Origin of the sequence: Sphingomonas sp. IW22 (assembly GCF_041321155.1) — a bacterium.
Lineage (GTDB): Bacteria > Pseudomonadota > Alphaproteobacteria > Sphingomonadales > Sphingomonadaceae > Sphingomonas.
The window spans coordinates 1,682,305-1,695,945 of sequence record NZ_JBGGWB010000001.1; the positions used below are offsets into that span (position 1 = coordinate 1,682,305).

At 65.6% G+C, this 13,641-nt stretch carries 19 protein-coding genes; 14 read left to right on the forward strand and 5 right to left on the reverse strand.

The window, feature by feature from the left end; all coding sequences use genetic code 11:
- Positions 1-76: 76 nt before the first annotated feature.
- On the reverse strand, positions 77-532 hold the full coding sequence (locus ACAX61_RS08385) for a CopD family protein (RefSeq protein ID WP_370714309.1): 456 nt from the start codon (positions 530-532) through the stop codon (positions 77-79).
- Positions 529-1,572: a uroporphyrinogen decarboxylase gene (gene hemE / locus ACAX61_RS08390; protein WP_370714310.1), complete on the reverse strand. Its 1,044-nt coding sequence runs from the start codon at positions 1,570-1,572 to the stop codon at positions 529-531. The genes ACAX61_RS08385 and hemE overlap by 4 nt, the downstream gene beginning before the upstream one ends.
- A gap of 300 nt (positions 1,573-1,872) precedes the next feature.
- Between hemE and ACAX61_RS08395 the strand changes: the two genes are divergently transcribed.
- The 11 genes from ACAX61_RS08395 to ACAX61_RS08445 all read left to right on the forward strand — a co-directional run bounded on the left by ACAX61_RS08395 (position 1,873) and on the right by ACAX61_RS08445 (position 8,609).
- Positions 1,873-2,685 carry a pyruvate, water dikinase regulatory protein gene (locus tag ACAX61_RS08395; protein WP_370714311.1) on the forward strand — a complete coding sequence of 271 codons (813 nt, stop codon included), beginning with the start codon at positions 1,873-1,875 and terminating at the stop codon, positions 2,683-2,685.
- Positions 2,682-3,278: a Maf family protein gene (locus tag ACAX61_RS08400; protein WP_370714312.1), complete on the forward strand. Its 597-nt coding sequence runs from the start codon at positions 2,682-2,684 to the stop codon at positions 3,276-3,278. The genes ACAX61_RS08395 and ACAX61_RS08400 overlap by 4 nt, the downstream gene beginning before the upstream one ends.
- A gap of 2 nt (positions 3,279-3,280) precedes the next feature.
- Positions 3,281-4,087, forward strand: a complete 807-nt coding sequence (locus ACAX61_RS08405) for a shikimate dehydrogenase family protein (protein ID WP_370714952.1) — start codon at positions 3,281-3,283, stop codon at positions 4,085-4,087.
- A complete protein-coding gene (gene coaE, locus ACAX61_RS08410; RefSeq protein WP_370714313.1) occupies positions 4,084-4,686 on the forward strand; it encodes a dephospho-CoA kinase in 603 nt (200 codons plus the stop codon). Before ACAX61_RS08405 ends, coaE begins: the two co-directional genes overlap by 4 nt.
- Positions 4,687-4,692: 6 nt before the next feature.
- The gene (dnaQ, locus tag ACAX61_RS08415) at positions 4,693-5,397 is read left to right on the forward strand and encodes a DNA polymerase III subunit epsilon (protein WP_370714314.1); all 705 of its coding nucleotides are present in this window, start codon (positions 4,693-4,695) and stop codon (positions 5,395-5,397) included.
- 30 nt (positions 5,398-5,427) lie between these two features.
- Positions 5,428-6,024 (forward strand): ribosome hibernation-promoting factor, HPF/YfiA family, encoded by a 597-nt coding sequence (gene hpf, locus ACAX61_RS08420; protein WP_370714315.1) that lies wholly within the window; start codon positions 5,428-5,430, stop codon positions 6,022-6,024.
- Between the two features lies 1 nt (position 6,025).
- Complete coding sequence (locus ACAX61_RS08425) at positions 6,026-6,493, forward strand: PTS sugar transporter subunit IIA (RefSeq protein WP_370714316.1); 468 nt, start codon at positions 6,026-6,028, stop codon at positions 6,491-6,493.
- Positions 6,483-6,941: a PaaI family thioesterase gene (locus ACAX61_RS08430; RefSeq protein WP_370714317.1), complete on the forward strand. Its 459-nt coding sequence runs from the start codon at positions 6,483-6,485 to the stop codon at positions 6,939-6,941. Before ACAX61_RS08425 ends, ACAX61_RS08430 begins: the two co-directional genes overlap by 11 nt.
- The gene (locus ACAX61_RS08435) at positions 6,938-7,267 is read left to right on the forward strand and encodes a DUF1491 family protein (RefSeq protein WP_370714318.1); all 330 of its coding nucleotides are present in this window, start codon (positions 6,938-6,940) and stop codon (positions 7,265-7,267) included. The genes ACAX61_RS08430 and ACAX61_RS08435 overlap by 4 nt, the downstream gene beginning before the upstream one ends.
- A gap of 168 nt (positions 7,268-7,435) precedes the next feature.
- Positions 7,436-8,086 carry a cell wall hydrolase gene (locus ACAX61_RS08440; protein ID WP_370714319.1) on the forward strand — a complete coding sequence of 217 codons (651 nt, stop codon included), beginning with the start codon at positions 7,436-7,438 and terminating at the stop codon, positions 8,084-8,086.
- 37 nt (positions 8,087-8,123) lie between these two features.
- The gene (locus tag ACAX61_RS08445) at positions 8,124-8,609 is read left to right on the forward strand and encodes an MmcB family DNA repair protein (protein WP_370714320.1); all 486 of its coding nucleotides are present in this window, start codon (positions 8,124-8,126) and stop codon (positions 8,607-8,609) included.
- On the opposite strand, the gene ACAX61_RS08450 is transcribed toward ACAX61_RS08445, so the two are convergent.
- Entirely contained in the window at positions 8,610-9,227 is a 618-nt protein-coding gene (locus ACAX61_RS08450) for an ankyrin repeat domain-containing protein (RefSeq protein ID WP_370714321.1), read from the reverse strand.
- Positions 9,228-9,293: 66 nt separating this feature from the next.
- On the opposite strand from ACAX61_RS08450, the gene ACAX61_RS08455 reads away from it, so the two are divergent.
- From ACAX61_RS08455 to ACAX61_RS08465, 3 genes are read left to right on the forward strand one after another with little or no spacing between them, the layout of a single operon-like run.
- Positions 9,294-9,899: an SCO family protein gene (locus tag ACAX61_RS08455; RefSeq protein ID WP_370714322.1), complete on the forward strand. Its 606-nt coding sequence runs from the start codon at positions 9,294-9,296 to the stop codon at positions 9,897-9,899.
- The gene (locus ACAX61_RS08460; RefSeq protein ID WP_370714323.1) at positions 9,887-10,336 is read left to right on the forward strand and encodes a YcgN family cysteine cluster protein; all 450 of its coding nucleotides are present in this window, start codon (positions 9,887-9,889) and stop codon (positions 10,334-10,336) included. Before ACAX61_RS08455 ends, ACAX61_RS08460 begins: the two co-directional genes overlap by 13 nt.
- A gap of 38 nt (positions 10,337-10,374) precedes the next feature.
- Entirely contained in the window at positions 10,375-11,007 is a 633-nt protein-coding gene (locus ACAX61_RS08465) for a M48 family metallopeptidase (protein ID WP_370714953.1), read from the forward strand.
- Here ACAX61_RS08465 and ACAX61_RS08470 read toward each other — a convergent pair.
- The gene (locus tag ACAX61_RS08470) at positions 10,980-13,130 is read right to left on the reverse strand and encodes a transglycosylase domain-containing protein (RefSeq protein WP_370714324.1); all 2,151 of its coding nucleotides are present in this window, start codon (positions 13,128-13,130) and stop codon (positions 10,980-10,982) included. The two genes, ACAX61_RS08465 and ACAX61_RS08470, sit on opposite strands and share 28 nt — an antisense overlap.
- A 62-nt stretch (positions 13,131-13,192) precedes the next feature.
- Positions 13,193-13,594: a peptide-methionine (R)-S-oxide reductase MsrB gene (gene msrB / locus ACAX61_RS08475; protein ID WP_370714325.1), complete on the reverse strand. Its 402-nt coding sequence runs from the start codon at positions 13,592-13,594 to the stop codon at positions 13,193-13,195.
- Positions 13,595-13,641: the final 47 nt, after the last annotated feature.

Consider the following 13,641-nt stretch of genomic DNA (forward strand, 5'->3'; position numbering starts at 1 on the left):
CGTGTGCGTGCCGCCGCGAACCGGCAGGACGAACCGTACGAATCACCTAGGAACCGCGCGGCCCCAAGTCAACGGCTCAAAAGGGTCTGACGACCGCCAGCACGACGATCAGCACCGCAGCCAGGGCCGGCACCTCGTTCACCATACGCAGCGTGCGGGCCGAGAGGTTCGCGCGCCCGGTCCGCAACTTGCGTGCATAGCCGACCGCCCAGCCATGATAGCCGCTAAGGGCCAGCACAAGCACCAGCTTGGCATGCAACCAGCCAAGCCCCTCCCCGCCTTCGAACAGGCCCAGATTGGCGGCCAGCAACAGGCCGAGCAGCCATACCAGGATCATCGCGGGCGTCAGGATCATCCGCCTCAGCTTGTCCTCGCGCGCGATCCAGCGTTCCGGCTCGCCGGGGATGGCCAGCCCCTCCTGATGATGGACCAGATAGCGTGGCAGGATGAACATGCCCGCCATCCAGAAGATCACGAAGATGATGTGCGCGGCCTTTACCCAGGGATAGGCGGCACCCAGCATACCCGTCATCGCGTACCCCTCACCCGGTCGATCAGGGCTTCGACATGCGCGATCGGCGTGTCGGGCAGGATGCCGTGGCCCAGATTGAAGACATGCGGGCGATCCGCAAATGCCGCCAGGATGCGGTCGACCGCGCGCGCCAGCGTGTCGCCGCCAGCGATCAGCGCCAGCGGGTCAAGATTGCCCTGCACCGGCATGCCTGCCGGCAGCGCTCGCGCAGCCCATTCGGGCGCGACGGTTTCGTCGACACCGACCGCATCGACGCCGGTCTGGGTGGCATAGTCGACCAGCTTGGCCCCCGCTCCCTTTGGAAAGCCGATGATGACCAGTTCCGGGCAACGCGCGCGCAGTCCGGCCACGATCGCGGCATTGGGCGCAATGACCCAGCGTTCGAACTGTTCGGGGCTGAGCGTCCCGGCCCAGCTGTCGAACAGCTGCACCGCCTCCACGCCCGATTCATGCTGGCGGGCCAGATATTCGATCGTGGTGGCGACGATCCGGTCGATCAGCCGCTGCATCGCGGCCGCATCGCCATAGGCCAGCCGTCGCGCCGCTTCCTGAGTCCGACTGCCCTGCCCCGCAATCATATAGGTGGCGACCGTCCAGGGCGATCCTGCAAAGCCAAGGAAGGTGACTTCGGGCGGCAATACGCCCGCGATTTTCTCGACCGCAGCGTAAACGGGATCCAGCGTATCGGGTGCGCCGGGCGTCAGCGCGTCGATCGCCGCGCCATCGGCCAGCGGTGGTGCCAGTCGCGGGCCTTCGCCGGTTTCGAACCATAGATCCTGACCCAGCGCCATCGGCACGGTCAGAATGTCGGAAAACAGGATCGCACCGTCGAAACCGAAGCGGCGGATTGGTTGCAGCGTGATTTCACAGGCGGATTCCGGGTCCAGCGCCATCGCCAGGAACCCGCCCTTTTCCGCGCGTAACGCTCTGTATTCAGGCAGATAACGTCCGGCCTGACGCATGAGCCACATTGGCGGAATCGACTGACGTTCGCCTTTTAGGGTCGCGAGCAACGGGCGGTGTGCGGGGGAACGGCGCAAACAGGCTTCCTTCAGGCAACAAACAAAGACTCTATCTGGATGTGGATAGAGGTTGGCGCGTGGATATCGTGGCTTAGATTCAGCCACCGAAAATGCCAACAACTTGACCCGAATGACTCAGCGGCGGTGCTGCGATTCGAATCTTTCATACACATTATCCACAGCCTGTGGATGAAAATCGGGTCCGGCTGACGAAATGTGAGTCACTTGTGGACGAATCGGCGGTTCATCCACGCCTTGGCGGCTGGCACGAGTTGCGCTAGCGACTCTCCCCATGTTTTCCACAGATCGGTCCAGCCGGTGAACCGCCTGCACCTTCATCTCCTGTCAGATTCGACCGGTGAGACGCTGGAGAACATCGCCAAAGCGGCGTTGGCCCAGTATGATGACGTCGAAACGCTGCGCCATTTCTGGCCGATGGTGCGGTCGGAAGCGCATCTGGAGCGCATCCTTCAGGAAATCGCCCAGAACCCCGGCTTGGTTCTGTTTACACTGGTCAATCCGGTGATCCGCCGCACGCTGGAGGCGCGTTGCCGGGCCATGGGTCTGCCTGCCGTCGCCCCGCTGGACGGGGTGAATGCGGCGCTTTCCGGCCTGTTGGGAGAGGCTGCCAATGCGCGGCCGGGGCGTCAGCACATGTTGGACGCGGCCTATTTCGCGCGTGTGGATGCCATTCAGTTCACCATCGCCCATGATGACGGCCTGAACTGGGAAAACTGGGAAGAGGCGGAAATCGTGCTGGCGGGCGTCAGCCGGTCGTCGAAAACGCCGACATCGATTTACCTGGCCAATCGCGGATTCAAGGTCGCGAACATCCCCATCGTTATCGAAAGCCCGCCGCCGACCAAGCTGTTCGAACTGAAAAACCCGCTGGTCGTAGGGTTGACCACCAGTGCCGACCGCCTGATCCAGGTGCGGCGCAATCGCCTGCTCAGCCTTAATCAGGCGCCGGAAACCGATTATGTCGATCAGGAAGCCGTTGGCCGGGAAGTCGCCTATGCCCGGCGCATGTTCGCCGACAATGGCTGGCCGGTGATCGACGTCACCCGCCGCTCGATCGAGGAAACGGCTGCGGCGGTCATCACTCTTTATCAGGCGCAACGACCGCGATGACACTGACCCTTGCTTCCCAAAGCGCCAGCCGCCGCGCGATGCTGACCGCCGCCGGTGTCCCGCATGAAGCGGTCGCCGCACTGGTGGATGAGGATGCGGCAAAGGCCAGCTTTGCCGCGCGCGGCCTGTCGCCGCGCGACACCGCCGATGCACTGGCCGAGCTTAAGGCCGCCAAGGTCGCGTCGCTGGGTGTGCCGGGACTGGTGCTGGGTTGCGATTCGATCGTCGCGCTGCCCGACGGGCGCCTGCTCGACAAGCCGGTCGACCGCGACGACGCGGCGGCGCATCTGCGCGCCATGTCAGGGACCACGCACGAGCTTTACAGTGCGGCGGTGATTTTCGAGGGCGGTCGCGCGGTCTGGCGCCATATCGACCGGGCACGGATGAGCGTTCGCACGCTGTCGGACACCTTTATCGACCGCTATCTCGATGCCGAATGGCCCGTCATTTCCGGATGTGTGGGCTGTTACCGGATCGAGGGGCCAGGCGTTCAGTTGTTCGCGCGTGTCGATGGAAGCCACTTCACAATTTTGGGGATGCCGTTGTTGCCCTTGCTCGATTACCTCCGCACGCGCGGCCTGATGCCGGCATGACCATGGCTTATGCGGAAGTGATCGGCGACCCGATCGCCCATACGAAATCGCCGGTCATTCACGGTTTCTGGCTGAAGGCGCTGGGGATCGAAGCCGACTATCGCGCGACGCATGTGACCAGCGATGAGCTGAGCGCCTATTTCGCGCGCCGGACCCTCGACCCTGACTGGCGGGGCTGCAACATCACCCTGCCCCACAAGGAGGCGGCGCTGGCGCATGTCGCCGATCCGGGCGATGTGCGCGGGTCCATCGGCGCGATCAACACCGTGTTTCGCAATGAAAGTGGCGAGATCGTCGGCACCAATACCGATGCCGCGGGCTTTTACGCTCCGCTGGCCGATACCGATCTGGCGGGCGGACATGCCGTTGTTATCGGATCGGGCGGTGCGGCGCGGGCGATCCTGTTCGCATTGTCGCGCATCGGCATCGGCGCGGTCACGCTGATGGCGCGCAATCCGCTGAAGGGTGCGGGCCTGCTCGCCGCATTCGGGCTGAAGGGTGACGTGGTCGATTTTGCCGCCCCGCTTCCCCCGGCGGATCTGGTCGTCAACGCCAGCCCGCTTGGCATGAAGGGGCAGGCGCCGCTGTCGGTCGATCTGTCGCCGCTGCCCCAAAGCGCCATCGTGTATGACATTGTCTATGCGCCGCTGGAAACCGAGCTGCTTCGCGCGGCGCGGGTGCGGGATCTGGCGACGATCGACGGACTGGAGATGCTGATCGGCCAGGCGGCCGCCGCGTTCGAGCTGTTCTTCGACGCGGCACCGCCACGCGCGCGCGACGGCGAACTGCGCGTCTTGCTGACGACATGACCTGGCCGATCCGGCTGGGCCTGACCGGCTCGATCGGGATGGGCAAATCGACGGTCGCGACGATGTTCGCCGACCTTGGCGTGCCCGTTTTCGACGCCGATGCCGAAGTCCACCGGTTGCAGGGTGCGGGCGGCGCGCTGCTTGGCGCGATCGAGGCGGCCTTTCCCGGCGCCACCGGCCCGGACGGCGTCGACCGGGCAGCGCTGGGCCGTGCGGTGTTCGACGATCCGGCGGCGCTGTCGCGGCTGGAATCGATCGTTCACCCGGCGGTCGCCGATGCCCGCGCGGCGTTTCTGGCTGCTAATTCAGACGCGCCGGTGGTGCTGCTCGACATTCCGCTGCTGTTTGAAAAATCGGGCTGGCGCGATGTCGACAAGATCGCCGTCGTCTCTGCGCCCGCGCCCATTCAGCGCGCACGGGTGCTGGCCCGACCCGGCATGACGCCAGAGCGGTTCGAGGCGATCCTCTCGCGCCAAATGCCCGATGCCGAAAAGCGCGCCCGCGCCGATTTCGTCATCCCCACCGGCGGCCCGCTCGAGGACACGCGTGTGGCGGTGGCGGCGGTCCTCGCTTGCCTCAATCCACCGCAGGGTGAATAAGGGGTCATGCGCGAGATCGTGTTCGACACTGAAACGACGGGCCTGAGTTTCCCCGGCGGCGACCGGCTTGTCGAAATCGGCTGTGTCGAGCTGGTGAACCGGGTCGAGACGGGGCGCGTCTTTCACGTCTATCTGAACCCCGACCGCTCAATGCCGGCAGAGGCGCAGGCGGTGCATGGCCTGTCGGACGCTTTTCTGGCCGACAAGAAGCGGTTTCACGACCATGTCGAGGAACTGCTGGATTTCATCGGCGACTCGCCGATGGTCGCGCATAATGCGGGGTTCGACTTCGCCTTTCTGAACGGTGAGTTGGGCAAATGCGGGCGGCCTGCCGTGTGCATGACGCGCATGGTCGATACGCTGATGATCGCGCGCCAACGGCTGCCGGGCGCAAAGCACACACTGGACGCACTGTGCAGCCGGTTCGGCATCGACCGCAGCCGCCGGGTTTTGCACGGGGCGTTGCTCGACGCCCAGTTGCTCGCACAGGTCTATGTCGAATTATCGGGTGGGCGCCAGATCGGATTTGGCCTGATGGCAGAGCCGGTGGTCGCAGCCGAAGCACCGGTAATCGCCGCCGTCACGCGGGCACCGACCCGCCCGCCGCGCGTTTTTTCAGCATCGGCCGAGGAACTTGCGCGCCACGCAGCCTTTATCGCCGGTCTCAAGGACCCGCTCTGGGTCGTTGACGCCCCCGTGGCCGCAACCTAGGTCGCCGCCACAACAAGAAGGAGAAGGAAGATGGACGTCCGTGTATCGGGACATCAGGTGGAAACCGGTGATGCGCTCAAGACCCACGTGACCGACCGTCTCCAGGGGATCGCCGACAAATATTTCTCTCGCGCGATTTCGGCCCAGGTGGTGTTCGGCAAGGGGCCACACGATTACGGCTTTACCTGCGACATCGTCTCGCACGTCATGCAGGGCCTGATCCTGAAGAGCTCGAATCAGGGACAGGACGCACATGGTGCGTTCGACGGTGCTGCCGACAAGATCGAAAAGCAGCTTCGCCGCTATATGCGCCGCCTGAAGGACCGGAACGCGGGACAGGCGATCAGCGCCGCCGAATCCATGGCCTATGACAATGGCTATGACGCGGGATACACCGTGTTCGGCGGCGATGCGGAGGAAGAGATCGAGGTGGCGGACGCGCCCCCGATCATCGCCGAAACGCGCGTCGACGTGCCGTCTGCCAGCGTCAGCGACGCGGTGATGATGCTCGACCTGCGCAACACCAACGCGCTGCTGTTCAAGAATCTGGGCACCGGCAACTACAACATGGTCTATCGCCGCCATGACGGCACGATCGGTTGGGTCGAACCCAATCGCGCGGGATGACGTGACCGACCTGAGCGATCTTATCGCCCCTGACGCTATCCGGATCGACATCGCAGCGGGCAACAAGAAGACGCTGTTTCAGACCCTTGGCACCGTCGCGGGAGAGGTGATGAACCTCGACCCGCGACGGGTAACCGACGGTCTGATGGCGCGAGAGCGGCTGGGCTCGACCGGATTCGGCGGCGGCATCGCCATTCCCCACGCCCGGATCGAGGGGGTACGCCGTGTCCGCGGCCTGTTCGCGCGCCTGACGTCGCCGGTGGATTTCCATGCGATCGACGGGCTGCCCGTCGATCTGCTCTTGCTGCTGGTATCGCCGGTCGATGCCGGTGGCACGCATTTGAAGGCTCTGGCGCGCGTGTCGCGTCTGCTGCGGGACAGCAGCTTTGCCGACAAGCTGCGTGGCGCGGGGTCGCGCGATGCCATCTATGCGTTGCTGACGGGTGTCGAGGCACGCGATGCCGCCTGAAGGCTCGGGTGAGTCGGCGCATTTCCGCGCGCTCGAATCGCTTTACGCCGCTGCCCCGATCAACCGGCTGTTCGAATCGCGGCTGGAGATTCCCGAAGCGGGCGTCGCGCGCATCCATTTCGACATCGACCCGCGCTTTTTCCACGCGGCTGGGGCAGCGCATGGCACCAGCTATTTCAAGCTGCTCGACGATGCGGCATTTTATGCGATCAACAGCCTGGTCACCGACCGGTTCATGCTGACCACCCAGTTCAACCTGCTGTTCACGCGCCCGCTCGGTGCGGGGCCGGTCGTTGCCGAGGGTCGCTGGATCAGCGGCAAGCGCCGGGTTTTCGTCGGCGACGCCCGGTTGATCGACGCCGACGGGGAAGAGGCCGCGCGCGGGACCGGCACGTTCATGCGCTCCCGCATCCCACTTGCGACACTCCCCGGCTATTCGCGGCCATGACACGCCTGACCAGCGCGGTGCGGGTGTCGGCGCTGGTGCGGCGGGTCCACAATGCCGGCGGCAGCGCGATGGTGCTGGCCAAGGGCGATGCCATGGCCGGCGCGATCCTGATCCTGTTGCTCGACCGCGGTGAGCGGCCGCGCTTTCGCGAACGCGGGCTCGGCGTGGAGGGCCAACTGATCGAGTCGGGGCCGCGCGATGCCGATTCGCAAACCGCTTCTGACTATTGGCGGCGGCGACGCGAAAGGGACCCCGATTTGTGGGTTGTGGAGGTCGATGTCGCAGATGGCGAGCGCTTTGCCGACGAAACCATCGCGGCGGGTTGACATCGTTGCATCGCACAACGAATAGGCGCGCTTCGTTTTAGCGCGTTGTGCTGACGGGGTGCGATCCCGGCGGTGACGCAGTCGGGGGGAAGCCCGGCGCCGGTGTCCGTCCATTGAAGTGACGGTTTCGACCCGCGTCGCGCGCCAACCGCACATGTATGACCTGAAATGACGCAATGGGCACACGCCGCATCGCTCGCGGCGGTGACATTTTGTGCAGCCATCTCGGTATGCATTTCCACGCCGGGCTTCGCGCTCGGCATGTCGGGGCAGGTAATGAACGCCCCCTATCCCACCACGGTTCCGACCCCGCCCTCGCCCATCGTCCCCGCCGAATGGACGCGCGAGGAGCCGGCCGATACGGCCATGGCCGCAACCACTACCGCATCGGCAACAACCGCCGATTTCGACACGCTTCGTGAAGCAGTCGCGGCACAGGCAGTGCCCGCGCGGATCGATCGCGAGCTCAAGTGCCTGGCGACCGGCATTTATTTCGAATCCAAGGGTGAGCCGCTGCACGGTCAGCTGGCGGTCGCGGAGGTGATCCTGAACCGTGCGCGTTCGGGCCGCTTTCCGTCGGATGTGTGCAAGGTGCTGACCCAGCGCGGTCAGTTCAGCTTCGTGCGCGGCGGCCGTTTGCCGGGTGTGGCGGCGAGCAAGACCGCGTGGCGCACGGCAGTCGCCGTGGCACAGGTCGCGCGACGGCAGCTTTGGGAAAGCGATGCGCCCAAGGCGCTCTATTTCCACGCCCGCCACGTGTCGCCCAGCTGGAACCGTGCGAAGGTGGCGATGCTCGGCAATCACGTATTCTACCGCTGAGCCTTTTGTTCGTTCTGTAAATGTTCTAGAAACGGGCATGGCCACCCTGCCCGTTGATTCGCCGCTGCCGATGGTCGCCGCCGATGTTTCGCGCGGCGTCTGTCGGCTGCTGCTGCGTCACGACCTGATGGCGATTGCCGAAGTCCCGCTGGAGGGCGGTCGCCGTGCCGACCTGATGGCGGTGGACGCAGCCGGGCGGCTGGTGATCGTCGAAATCAAGGTGTCGCGCGCCGACCTGTTGGGCGATGGCAAATGGACCGATTATCTGGCCCATTGCGACCGTTTCTACTGGGCCGTGCCGGAGGGGTTCGACACCACGCCGCTGGAGGGTGAGGCTTTCCTGCCCCAGCGCACAGGTATCATCATTGCTGATCGCTATGACGCCGCCGTGTTGCGGGAACCCGCGACGCACCCCCTGCCCGCCCATGTCCGCAAACGCTGTACGCTGGCGCTCGCACGGCGGGCAGCGCGGCGGCTGATGGCGATGATGGACCCCGATGGTATCGCCATCGAGGGCGGCTGATCAGTTCAGCGTCGGCCCGGTCGAGCGGTGGGCCGCCTTTTTGGGCGCATCGGCCAGCAGCTTGGCGATGGCCGGCGAACGGGTATCGCGCTTGGCGTAATCGCGCGCCGACATTCCGGCGACGATATCGGTCTGGTCGGGATCGGCACCGGCCTTCAGCAATTGCCGCACCATTTCGAAACGCCGCATCTGAACCGCGCGGATCAACGGCGTTTCCCCGGCGCTGTTCGACGCGTCCAGATTGGCCTTGTAGCGGATCAGGATATCGACCCCCTCGTCAAAGCCGTTGGCAACCGCGATCAGCAGCGGCGTTTCGCCGCGTGAATCGCCCAGATTGGGGTTCGCGCCCTTTTGCAGCAGGAAGCGCAGATACAGCGAATCGCTGCGCCGGGTCACGATGTGCAGCGCGCCTTCCCCGCTCACCCGGTCGCGGGCGTTGATGATCGTCTGTCCCGGTTCGCCCAGGATCTCGTTCAGCTTGGTTCCGTCGGCCTTTCGCACCGCTTCCAGAAATTTGTAGCTTTCCGAGAATTGTTGCGCCGGCGCGGTGGCCGGGACGCTCAGCGCCGCGATCGAAAGGGCGCCAAGGAAAAAGATACGAGCGGGAATACGGATCACGGGCAAACGTTCCTGTTGGGCGATGGCTTGCGGTTCGTTCGCTAACAGATCATGGCTGGCGATGCCATGAATGAACGTGCTTTTCGCCGTGCCGTCCGCGCCGCCATGCTGTCCCTGGGGCTGGCGTTGGCTGCCTGCAACGCTGCCGGTCCTGCCGAAGCGCCCCCGCTGGAAGGCGCGCGGATCGGTGGCCCTTTCACGCTGACCGACCAGAATGGCCGTCAGGTGTCCGACCGGGACCTGGCCGGCAAATGGCGGGTGATGTATTTCGGCTATACCTTTTGCCCCGATGTCTGCCCGGTCGACATGGCCAATATCACCGCGGGCCTGAAGGCGTTTGAAAAGACCGACCCCGAACGCGCCGCACGCGTCGTGCCGGTGTTCGTGACCGTTGATCCGCAACGCGATGATCCCGCTGCGCTCAAGCAGTTCGTGTCCAATTTTCACCCGCGCACCATCGCACTGACCGGCGACCCACAGACGATTGCCGCCGTGGGCAAGGCCTTCGCCATCTATGCCGCGCGCACGGATGGGGCGACACCGGGCAGCTATCTGATGGATCACAGTCGTCAGGTTTATCTGATGGACGATCAGGGGCGCCCGATCGCGCTGGTCCCCGCCGATGAAAGCGGTCAGGCCGTGGCCGACACGCTCGACAAATGGGTGCAGTGAGCGAGGGTCGCTTCTGGGAGAACGTGCCGCTCGACAAGCTCGACCGCGCGCAGTGGGAGGCGTTGTGCGACGGCTGCGGCAAATGCTGCCTGCACAAGCTGGAGGATGAGGACACTGGCGAGCTGGCCGCGACAAATGTGTCGTGCCGGTTGCTCGACCGGGAAACGGCGCGTTGCAGCGATTACCGCAATCGCCGCGCCTATGTACCCGATTGCGTCCGGCTGACGGCGCGCGCGGTGCAGCGCGGCATCGCCTGGCTGCCGTCCACCTGCGCCTATCGCCTGCGCGGAGAGGGGCTGCCCCTGCCCAACTGGCATTATCTGGTTTGCGGCGATGCAGAGGCTGTTCACCGTGCGGGGGAATCGGTGCGCGGCTGGACTGTCAGTGAAGAGGATGCGGGCGATTGGGAGCATCATCTGATCGATCGCCCGCTGTGAGCGGGATCGAGGTCGTCCGCCACCCCCGTGCGCGCCGGATGCGCCTGTCGGTCGATCCGGCCAGCGGCGTCGTCCGGCTGACGCTGCCGCCGCGCGGATCGAAGCGCGACGGACTTGCTTGGGCACAGAGCAAGCGCGACTGGATCGAGGCGCAGCGGGCCCGCCTGCCCACGCCCCTGCCCTTCGTGCCGGGCGCGATGATCCCCTTTGGCGACACGAAGCTGCGGCTGGATTGGGAAGCGGGCGCGCCGCGATTGCCGCGACGCGACGGCGACCGGCTGGTCAGCGGCGGGCCGGTGGAGGGGTTTTCCGCCCGCGTCGAACGCTGGCTCAAGCGTCAGGCGCTGGCGGTGCTGACCGAGGAAACCATTGCCGCTGCCGCGCGGGCCGGGGTGGTGGTAGAGCGTGTGGCGATCGGTGACCCGCGCGCGCGCTGGGGCAGCTGCTCCGCATCGGGGGCGATCCGGTATAGCTGGCGCCTGATCTTTGCCCCCCACGCCGTACTTTCATTCGTGGTCGCGCATGAAGTCGCGCACCGGCAGCACATGAATCACGGCGCGGCGTTTCACGCGCTGGAGGCCCAACTTCTCGGCCACGACCCTCGCCCGGCGATGGCGTGGCTACGCCGCCACGGCGCGGCGCTTCACTGGTTGGGGAAGCCGGGTTCCTGATATTCGCGCGGCGGCGGTCGTCGCGGTTCGCGATAGGGTGAGGGTCGGCGTTCCTCCACCGGGCGGCGGTCCTGCGGCGCGCGGCCCAACGCGCGGTCGATCCATTCGCGGTCCAGCCGCTCGTTGGCGCGACCTTCCTCCGGCAACGGCGGGGCGAAATCGTCGCCCTCCTCACCGGGAACCACATAATCCTCCTGTCCCGGCACGGGCGCCGGTTCCAGCGGATAGCCGTCGGGGCCGACAAACGCGCCATTATCGGGTTCGCCGAAATAGCTCTCGTCATCGGGTTCGACCTGCCATTCGGGCAGGGTCACCTGCGTTTCGAACTGTTCGACGGGGCGCTTGGCGACCGCCACCTTCATGAAATCGGCAAAGGCCTGGGCAGGCGCGCGGCCGCCCTGCAAGCCGCCGACGGCGCGGGCATCGTCGCGGCCCATCCACACGCCGGTGGTGAGACCGCTGGAAAAGCCCATGAACCACCCGTCCTTGTTCGAGCTGGTGGTGCCGGTCTTGCCCGCGACCGGCCGCCCGATCTGTGCTGCGCGGCCGGTGCCGGTGGCAACTGCCGATTGCAGCAGGTCGGTCATCTGCGCCGCGACAAAGGGCGCGACCAGCACGCGAGAGGTATCGACCTCATGTGCATAGATGACCTGTCCGTTCGCGGTGACGCGAGTGATGCCATAGGGGGTGACCGCAACGCCGCGATTGGCGACGCTGGCATAGGCGCGGGTCATGTCGATCAGGCGGACATTGCTGGTGCCCAGTACCATCGCCGGTTGGGTGTTGACGGGCGTGGTGATGCCCATGCGACGGGCCATGTCCGCGACCGCGCCAAAGCCGACCTGCTGGCCCAGCTTGGCCGCGACGGTATTGACCGAATAGGCAAAGGCGGAGCGCAGATCCATCGCCCCCGCAAAGCGGCCTGAACTGTTGCGCGGGCTCCACCCGTTGATGTTGACGGGTTCATCGACGACCTGGTCGTCGGGCCGTGCCCCCGCCTCCAGCGCGGCGAGATAGACGAACAGCTTGAAGGCCGAGCCCGGCTGGCGGGTCGCCTGCGTCGCGCGGTTATAGTTGGAGGTGACGTAGTCCTTGCCGCCCACCATCGCGCGCACGGCGCCGTCGCGGTCCAGCGCGACCAGCGCGCCTTGCGTGCCCGCCGGGGCATGGGCGCTGATCGCCCGGTCGCCCGCGGCCTGCATCGACAGGTCCAACGTCGTCCACACGTCCAGCGGCGCCTGCGTCTCGTCGATCAGCATTTCCAGCTGCGGCAACGCCCAGTCGGTAAAATAGCGCACGCTGTTCTGGCGCGGTTCGGGAGCCATCTGGACCTGGGTCGGTTCGGCGGCGGCAGCCTCGCCCGCGCTGATCGCGCCCGTTTCGACCATCAGGTCGAGGACGACGCCCGCACGCCCCACGGCGGCTTCGGCATCGGCGGTCGGCGAATAGCGACTGGGCGCCTTGACCAGCCCGGCAATTACCGCTGCTTCGGACAGCGACAGGTTGGTCGCGGGATGCTGGAAGAAGCGCCGCGACGCTGCGTCGACGCCGTACGCGCCCCCGCCGAAATAGACCTTGTTCAGGTAAAGTTCGAGGATCTGATCCTTCGAGAATTTCTGCTCGATCGCCAGTGCCAGAATGACTTCGCGCAGCTTGCGGCCGAAATCATATTTGTTCGAAAGAAAGACGGTGCGCGCGACCTGTTGCGTGATGGTGGACGCACCCTGAAGCCGCCGCCCGGTGCCGCGATTGTCGAAGGCGTTCTTGACCGACCGCGCAATGCCGATCGGATCGACGCCCCAATGCGATCGGAACCGCCGATCCTCCACCGACACCATCGCCTGACGCATCGCCAGCGGGATATTGCGATAGGGTATCCATTCGCCATAGCTCGGCCCCAGCGACACGATCACGGTACCGTCGGCGGCATGCACGCGGATCATCTGGCCGTTGGGTGACGATTTCAGCTCATCGAAGCTGGGGAGCGACGTGCGCGCGGTATAGACGGCGATCAGCAGCGCGATTGCGGCAATCAGCGCGGCGGCTGCGCCGGTGATCAGCGTCCATGTGGCGATACGGCGCCAGCGCGGGGTCTGTGGCTTGCGGGGCTTTGAGGGCGGCATCGCTTATTGCGATTAAGCAGGTGGGGGCAGGGGCACAAGCGCCGCCTGCCTGATCGTGCCTGTCAGCCGGCTGAACGCGCTTTGAAATCCAGTGCGACCGAATTCATGCAGAATCGCAGGCCCGTGGGCGGCGGCCCGTCGGGAAATACATGGCCCAGGTGCCCGTCGCACACCGCGCAGCGCGTTTCGACGCGGCGCATGCCATGGGTCAGATCCTCGTGATTGGTAACGGCTTCTTCGGACAGGGGCCGGGTAAAGCTGGGCCAGCCAGAGCCGGAATCATATTTGTCGTCGCTGTCGAACAGCGGGTTGCCGCATCCGGCACAGCGGTAGATGCCGTCAGCCTTGTTGTCGGTGAAATGGCCGGAAAAGGCGCGCTCGGTCCCGGCTTCACGCAGTACGTGATACTGGACCGGGGTCAGGCGGCGGCGCCATTCCGATTCGGGCAGGTCGAGCTTTTCCATGACCCGAATGTGTGGAGGCGCACCGCCGCCGTCAATTGCGCGTGGGC